This window comes from Paenibacillus humicus NBRC 102415, assembly GCF_004000905.1.
Taxonomy (GTDB): domain Bacteria; phylum Bacillota; class Bacilli; order Paenibacillales; family Paenibacillaceae; genus Paenibacillus_O; species Paenibacillus_O humicus.
Genome location: NZ_BIMD01000091.1, coordinates 1 through 5796, shown reverse-complemented (window position 1 = coordinate 5796; position 5796 = coordinate 1). Strand labels below are relative to the sequence as shown.

The window sequence follows — 5796 nt, the reverse complement described above, 5'->3', positions numbered from 1 at the left end:
CCATAATAATGTCTGCATCTGGCACAAAGTAAGGCGCGATATTCCAATGGGCGTCGAAGACTGCTTGCAGTTCGTTTGCAGGTTAACCCACTATTCGAATATGGGTGTCGCGCCAAAAGCCGACATTCGACTTTAATCCGGTATATTCATCCCCGATATTGATGCCTCCAGTAAAAGCTTCCTGACCATCGAATACAACAATCTATGATTTCGGCAACTCCAATGGCGGCCGTAGCCATGGGCGTGCGTTGGGCCGAGGGGGAACTTGGATACTGTCAACTTTAGCAGTCGCGATGGGGGCGGCAGTGTTTAGGTTTATCCAAGGTTAGCTGTCTAAACAAAAGAATAGTGGCGAAAAGAGATCAAACCCTACAAGTTGAGTAGGGTTTGATCTCTTTTCTAATCTGTTCACCGATGAAAACAGACAAGCCATGTCCTCAATATTCATGGTTTGTCTGTTTTTCTTAAAACCCCTTATATTGAGGTTCTTCATTTTCCAACTGTTGTACGCGGCTTTCTACTTGCTGCACGATTTGTTGGGTTTGTTGGGCCGCATTCGTAAAGAGCGATTTTGCTTCTTGATTTTGTGTTTCCAAAGCAAATTGTTCCAGACTCGCCTGAGCACTTTTTAAAGATGCTACGCACGTTTTCACTTGAGAAGCAACTGTCACGGAATGTCACCTCCTTTACCTTAGGATAGGATAATGTTTCACGGGTAATAGGAATAGATGCTTACATTCTCCCCATACCGAAATTAATATTTCCGTCTCGCAACAAAAGCATACGTTAGAAAAATTTTCAAATGGAAATGCATGAAAATAATGGAATAGGGACATATTAACTTTTGTCGATTAATGTGATTGGAAAGGAATGGTGATATTATGCCGGATTGGGTAGAAATCGCTTTGCGAACGTTATTGGCTATGGGGGTTCTTTTTGTCCTAACGAAGATATTGGGTAAACGACAGGTATCACAGCTTTCATTGTTTGAGTATATCACCGGAATCACGATCGGCAGCCTTGCAGCTTACGTTTCGTTGGATCTGGAGTCCAATTGGTATCTGGGCTTGGTTTCGATGACGGTTTGGACCGTTGTTTCTTTAGGGATTGAATTTTTACAGCTGAAAAGCAAAACGGCAAGAGACCTATTCGACGGCAAAGCAACAGTGCTCATTAAGGACGGCAAGATCATGGAGGATAACCTAAAAAAAGAAAGGATTACCACGGATGAACTTATGGAACAGCTTCGAATAAAGAATGTGTTCAAAGCTGCCGATGTTGAATTCGCCATCATGGAGTCAAGCGGTGACGTTAGCGTTCTTTTAACCAAGGAAAATCAACCGTTAACGCCTAAACACCTGGGAATAAATGTCGGGCCAGAACAAGAACCTCAATCGGTCATTATGGATGGAAAAATAATGGACGAACCACTTGCCACGATAGGTCTAAACAGGCAATGGCTGGATACGGAACTGGAGAAATTAGGTGTTTCGATTGATAACGTATTTCTTGGACAGGTGGATTCCTATGGCCAGCTATACGTTGATTTATTTGATGATCAGATCAAAGTACCGAAACCCCAGAAAAAAGCCGCGTTGCTTGCAACATTGAAAAAGTGTGAAGCGGATCTCGAAATGTTTGGCTTATCTACCAAAGAACAAAATACAAAGCAGATGTACGAGCAATGTTCAAAAGCGTTAGAAAAGATTATTGATGAAGTGAAACCATTGCTGATTCGTTAACAATTCGCCAATTATACGTCAGCTGAAATTCGAGGAGGATGTTCATGGCAAATAATATAAAGAAAAATTTAACGCGGGTACAACAGGAATATAAAGAATTGGCGCAAAGCGTCGAACCTCCGAGGCCCATACTCAAAAACTTCATTCGTGCGTTTATAGCTGGCGGGGCCATTTGTTTGGTTGGACAAGCCATCCAGGAAATGTTTGTGCATTGGGGCGGCTTTGATGAGAAAAAAGCTGGAGACCCTACCGTGGCGGTTATGATCCTCCTTTCTGTCATTCTGACCAGCATGGGGGTGTACGATAAGTTTGCCCAATGGGCTGGTGCGGGTTCCGCAGTGCCTGTGACGGGATTTGCGAATTCGATGGCATCCGCTGCGATTGAACATCAGAGTGAAGGTATGGTGCTCGGTGTTGGCGGTAAAATGTTTAAACTGGCTGGACCGGTTATTGTATTTGGTACAGTCGCCGCCTTTGCGGTAGGAATTGTACATTTGCTGATCAAAGGCGGGGGAGGCTCTTAATATGTTAAAGGGACACCAGAGTTGGCTATTTGAGAACAAGCCGTTCATCCGATCAACAGCAACGGTAGTGGGTCCATTTGAAGGAAGAGGCCCGCTGGCCAAAGATTTTGACATTGTCCATGGAGAATCCATGATGGGACAAAAGAGCTGGGAGAAAGCAGAAAAGGTATTGATTGAAGAAGCGGCAAAACTGGCTATTGAAAATGCGGGGTTGACAAAAGAACAAGTACAGTTTTACATAGGCGGGGATTTGATGAATCAAATCATTAGCAGCAGTTTTGCCGCGCGAACATTATCGATCCCTTACATCGGTGTGTTTGGTGCTTGCTCAACCTCGATGGAAAGTCTGGCATTAGCAGCTAACCTTGTAAATTCCGGTTCGGCGAAATTTGTGTTGGCGGGGACATGCAGCCATGATTCCAGTGCGGAGAAACAGTTCCGATATCCGACCGAGTACGGTTCGCAAAAACCGCCAACCGCCCAATATACGGTAACCGGGGCCGGTGCTGCCATCGTATCCATGGAAGGTGACGGACCGGTTGTTACATCTGCCACCATTGGCCGGGTTATCGATATGGGCATTAAAGATCCGTTTAATATGGGCGCAGCGATGGCTCCTGCAGCGGTAGATACCATTGAGGCGCATGTTCGAGATTTGGGAATTGAACCGGGTTATTACGATTTGATCGTTACCGGCGATCTTGCGAAAGTCGGATATGAAATCGCCTGTAAATTGTTTAAGAAACATAACTTTCCCATCGAACAAACCGAATATTCCGATTGCGGGATGATGATTTACGATTATGAAACCCAAATGGTTCAGGCCGGAGCAAGCGGCTGCGGTTGTTCGGCAGTTGTTACCTATGGACATTTGCTAAATCGGATGCGAAGAGGTGAACTGAAACGAATCCTCGTTGTCGCTACGGGGGCGCTGCTATCCCCGATTTCATTTCAACAAGGGGAAAGCATTCCTTGTATCGCTCATGCCGTATCCATAGAGGCAGGGAGGGAGATATTATGATTTTTCTTTGGGCTTTTTTGGTGGGAGGTGCAATCTGTGTTTTCGGACAATTTTGTTTTGATGTCTTGAAACTTACACCGGCCCACACCATGACCCTGCTTGTTGTATTGGGTGCGATTGTCGACGGAATTGGATGGTATGATCCGCTGATTGAATTTGCCGGGGCAGGAGCATCGGTCCCGATTACAAGCTTTGGTAACGCGCTTGTCCATGGTGCGCTTCAAGAACTAGAGAACAATGGCTGGATTGGGATCATCACCGGAATTTTCGAAGTGACCAGTGCCGGAATATCTGCTGCGATTATTTTTTCGTTTCTCGCTGCATTGTTTGTAAAACCCAAAGGATAATACGGGGCCCAATCCGAATTTCGTTGGCTAAAATACACTGTAACGGTCGGTCAGGGCGATCCCTAACCGGCCGGTTTTGATTATGAGAAACATTTACTTGTTCCAATCTGTACGGAATGTCCCCATCGATAATCTCAAAGGTTACGTTGACCAAGCTATAAAAGCCATATACTGTCAGACGCTATTTATTTCGGTTCCTATATTCTCCATCACTTCTTTGGTTCGCTCCATTAAACTCGGCTCGGTTGGAACATTTTCACTTGCCTTTCCATCCAAGATTATTGGAGATTTGTTACTTGTCGTTTTGATTCGCTGTTTAAATTGTGATTTAAGTTCGCTTTTTTCCATAATTTCTCCTTTTCATTCGCCATTTTCAGAATATGCAACTGATATTATTCCGATTTTCATATACTTTATGCATCATAGGAGTCAGGTCCCCAAAAGGCTGTGTTTCCGCCTGTATATAGACAACCAACCCGATAAAATGACCGGAAACCGGGCGGATGCCGTTGTCGCTTCTATGCGCCTGCCATAGACTAATGCTGTAAGTTCAACTTTACCTAACCCAAGGAGGAATGTTTTCAAATGCAGTTTATCAAACAGGTAATGCCCATGTATACGCATGACCAGGCCGCTTATGTCAGGCAAATGTACGATTGGCACATGAAAATGGCTCAGTATCACGAACAATTACGTACCTTTCATCTGGAAAGGGCGAAACAATTTCAAAAGCTCTCCGAAGAAAAAGCGAAAACGTCAGAAATATCCAGCGACACCAGCGTCGCTTAAAGGCGAACCGACATGGAGCGATGTGATGAATTGGCAGCATTCCGAATCAAAATCTGGGACCGCTATGTAACCCTTCGTTCCCAATATGGAACCCGGATGCCCTTGTCTTTCGACCAGTTCTGGTATGACTTTTTGGCCAGGCACATGCTATCCGACTGTGGCGTAGAGCAAGTATATGAGGACTTCTGCAACAACTGGGAGAATCGGTGTGTGAAAAATGTTTGCGATTCGAGCCATCGGTAGAATGCCTGCGAAATAGGACCAAATGGCCGGCTGTTGCCCAAAATGGGTTGCTCCGGCCTTTGATATTTGTATGCAGGGGACAAGGGTAGATGGGATCAAATCCAAGCGGACTTTCACGATGCGGATAACTGCATAGGATGATTCGTTTCTGGACAACTTAAATGCTGTTTGCATAAATTTGGAAAGGCGGATGCCTGCATGTTACCAACATTCAGTACAAGCATTAAAAACTGGACTACCTCTGCCCCAAGACAACCAAATCGATGTAAAAATTGCATCTGGGGCAACTGGGATGGGTTGAAACAATTTTGTTCGAAACCTGTCTGCATTAAGAAACAACCAGTATAAGAGAAAGTCCATCTTCTTTTACTTGATCATGTTCGGTTATCTGCAAAGAATTCTTGCCCAGTGACTGGCATTTTTTCCGAGGACGCATATAATGACGTGATCTAACTTTGAGGAGTGATGAATCATGTCCGTTGCGGCTCAAACAAGTACAAAGAGTTTACCTCCCTTTTCCATATGGGGAGTTCATGCATCTGTCGCCGGAAGACCGGTTGTGTGGGGCAAACTAGTGATGCGTGTTTTGCAGGACCAGCAAATTCAAGGCACCATCCAATTTCGCGGAACGCCGATTCCGATTGAAGGAAGTTGGAATGAAAGCACGCAGCAGATCATGTTTCATTCCCCCTACGCCGCCTACTCCGGCCAATTAACCATCTATGACGATGTCAAGATTCAACTTCGGCATTTGGTTCTCACCGGACGTCTGCGGATGCTACCCTCTTCTTTACAGGCGGGCGAATATGGAACCTGGGTAGCGACAACTGATATAAGCTTGGCGGGGTATAGCGGCTATATCCCACCGCAACCGCCTTCAACTTCGCTGCCGCCGGTCGGCGTATTTGTAACGTCGAATATACTGTATGGAAACTCGCGTATATAAAACAGGCACATATCGGATGAAAAATGATCGGTAAGCGGATAACGGAAAGGGGTGGCATATCAGTGGACGAAAATCAGATTCATCATGCAATCGAACAAGCCTATCAATTGATTGTTGAAGCACACCGCAACATGACTGACATTTGGCGCACTCACGTACTGTTTACGCGGCAATGGTGGTTTGG

Annotated in this window: 8 protein-coding genes; 6 read left to right on the top strand and 2 right to left on the bottom strand. The window is 45.2% G+C overall.

From position 1 onward, the window contains the following. Positions 1–464: 464 nt before the first annotated feature. The gene (locus PHU01S_RS25290; RefSeq protein WP_007781230.1) at positions 465–671 is read right to left on the bottom strand and encodes a DUF1657 domain-containing protein; all 207 of its coding nucleotides are present in this window, start codon (positions 669–671) and stop codon (positions 465–467) included. Between the two features lie 210 nt (positions 672–881). Between PHU01S_RS25290 and PHU01S_RS25285 the strand changes: the two genes are divergently transcribed. The 4 genes from PHU01S_RS25285 to spoVAE are packed head-to-tail and all read left to right on the top strand — an operon-like array spanning position 882 to position 3634. Next, the gene (locus tag PHU01S_RS25285) at positions 882–1742 is read left to right on the top strand and encodes a DUF421 domain-containing protein (RefSeq protein ID WP_107338593.1); all 861 of its coding nucleotides are present in this window, start codon (positions 882–884) and stop codon (positions 1740–1742) included. A 44-nt stretch (positions 1743–1786) separates the two neighbouring features. Beyond that, on the top strand, positions 1787–2266 hold the full coding sequence (spoVAC, locus tag PHU01S_RS25280) for a stage V sporulation protein AC (RefSeq protein ID WP_005832062.1): 480 nt from the start codon (positions 1787–1789) through the stop codon (positions 2264–2266). Position 2267: 1 nt separating this feature from the next. Continuing rightward, positions 2268–3287, top strand: coding sequence for a stage V sporulation protein AD (spoVAD, locus tag PHU01S_RS25275; protein ID WP_127510464.1), 1020 nt, complete (start codon positions 2268–2270; stop codon positions 3285–3287). After that, positions 3284–3634 carry a stage V sporulation protein AE gene (gene spoVAE, locus PHU01S_RS25270; RefSeq protein WP_127510462.1) on the top strand — a complete coding sequence of 117 codons (351 nt, stop codon included), beginning with the start codon at positions 3284–3286 and terminating at the stop codon, positions 3632–3634. Before spoVAD ends, spoVAE begins: the two co-directional genes overlap by 4 nt. Before the next feature lie 174 nt (positions 3635–3808). Here the strand turns inward: spoVAE and PHU01S_RS26060 are convergent, their stop codons facing one another. Then, a complete protein-coding gene (locus PHU01S_RS26060; RefSeq protein WP_153784608.1) occupies positions 3809–3982 on the bottom strand; it encodes a hypothetical protein in 174 nt (57 codons plus the stop codon). A gap of 237 nt (positions 3983–4219) precedes the next feature. Here PHU01S_RS26060 and PHU01S_RS25265 point away from each other — a divergent pair, with 237 nt between their 5' ends. Both PHU01S_RS25265 and PHU01S_RS25260 read left to right on the top strand, forming a co-directional pair. Then, positions 4220–4423: a hypothetical protein gene (locus tag PHU01S_RS25265; RefSeq protein ID WP_054943627.1), complete on the top strand. Its 204-nt coding sequence runs from the start codon at positions 4220–4222 to the stop codon at positions 4421–4423. A gap of 715 nt (positions 4424–5138) precedes the next feature. Then, positions 5139–5612, top strand: coding sequence for a hypothetical protein (locus tag PHU01S_RS25260; RefSeq protein WP_023556420.1), 474 nt, complete (start codon positions 5139–5141; stop codon positions 5610–5612). The last annotated feature ends 184 nt before the right edge of the window (positions 5613–5796 follow it).